This window comes from Clostridium sp. LS, from assembly GCF_002760435.1.
GTDB lineage: Bacteria > Bacillota > Clostridia > Clostridiales > Clostridiaceae > Clostridium.
The window spans coordinates 1-1,532 of sequence record NZ_AUUU01000194.1 but is presented as its reverse complement, the minus strand read 5'-3'; the positions used below and the strand labels follow the sequence as shown (position 1 = coordinate 1,532).

2 protein-coding genes are annotated in these 1,532 nt (G+C 30.6%); both read left to right on the top strand.

Annotation, left to right across the window (positions count from 1 at the left end; translation table 11 throughout):
- The first annotated feature begins 196 nt into the window (after nt 1-196).
- Nucleotides 197-907 carry a pyruvate formate-lyase-activating protein gene (gene pflA / locus COL3_RS25935; protein WP_008421340.1) on the top strand — a complete coding sequence of 237 codons (711 nt, stop codon included), beginning with the start codon at nt 197-199 and terminating at the stop codon, nt 905-907.
- A gap of 434 nt (nt 908-1,341) precedes the next feature.
- A partial coding sequence (locus COL3_RS25930) for a hypothetical protein (RefSeq protein WP_143327575.1) occupies nt 1,342-1,532 on the top strand: 191 nt, incomplete at its 3' end.

Genomic DNA, 1,532 nt, shown 5'->3' with positions numbered 1-1,532 from the left:
ACTTTAGCAGATTATCAAAAGAGCAGCAATTAGAGGTTATAAGCAGAACTTTCCATGAAAGTATCTAATAAAGTAAGATACATTAGTTAATATTCAATACAAAATAAATTAGCGGAAGAAGGGGGAGGTTAGCTTTCTCTTCTTTTGCATTATATTCAAATTTAAATTATGATAAAATATAAAGGGGTGATAATAAATGGTTAAAGGTAATGTTCATTCAATAGAAACAATGGGGCTTGTAGATGGTCCTGGGATTAGAGTGGTAGTATTTTTGCAAGGATGTGCATTGAGGTGCAAGTATTGTCATAATCCCGATACTTGGGCAGCTAGTGGTGGGGAAGAATATACTCCTGAAGATTTAGTTAAGAAAATTGAAAGGTTTAAAACTTATTTCGCAAGTAGTGGCGGGGGAGTTACATTTTCAGGTGGAGAGCCTTTAAGACAGCCAGAATTTCTTCTAGAAACCCTTAAACTTTGCAAGAGTAAAGGAATTAATACTTGCATCGATACAGCAGGCTATGGATTTGGTGATTATGATGAAATATTAAAATATACAGATTTAGTTTTGTTTGATATAAAACATTTTACACCAGAAGGATATAAAAATATAACGCTAATGAATATAGATGAGTCCTTAAAATTCCTAGAAGCTATGAAAAGAAATAATACTAAAATGTGGATAAGGCATGTTGTAGTTCCAGGATTAACAGATAGTATAGAACATTTAAAGGAATTAAAAAAATATATCGATGAGATACCTAATGTTGAAAAAGTAGAATTGCTGCCATATCATTTATTAGGCACAAATAAGTATGAGACGTTAGGAATTAGATATCCACTTGAAAATGTAAAAGCAGCAGATAAAGAATTAATAAAAAAATATCAAAAAGAAATATTTGAGAGTTAATAATTATAAAAAATAAAAATTCTTCATTGATTCTTAATATAATTGATAAAAAATCAATATACAATATTAATAATTGTAAGATAATTCATATTGACAAACTAAATGGTTTAGTATTATTCTTATATTATGATTTGGTCATATGACTGACGGAAGTGGAGTTACCACATGAAGTATGACTAGGCATATTCAAAAAAATAACAAGTCAGCATGCAAGTCTATTTTGAGCCATACTGTGTCAGTATGTTTACCTAATAGGCCCGCTATGAGGTAAACATACTTCCTTGTCTGACACAAAATATACGTTGCATCAGTGACTTGTTATTTTATTTCATATGCCGCAAAAAGCCGACCGTCTGGGCAAAAAAGCCTGGATTGTCGGCTTTTTTATATGGAAAAAATTATATAATTTAAATTACTTTAAGGGAGGAAAAATTATGTTTAAACAATGGGAAGGCTTCAAAAGTGGAACTTGGCAGGAAGGTATAGACGTAAGGAACTTTATACAAAAGAATTATAAGTTATATGAAGGAGATGCTAGTTTCCTAGAAGATAAGACCGAAAAAACAAGTAAAGTATGGGCAAAAGCTTATGATTTAATAGTAGAAGAAGTTAAAAAGGGAATAAT

Excerpts from the sequence above, each read along its gene's own strand:
- pflA (WP_008421340.1), top strand. The coding sequence starts at position 197 with ATGGTTAAAGGTAATGTTCATTCAATAGAAACAATGGGGCTTGTAGAT.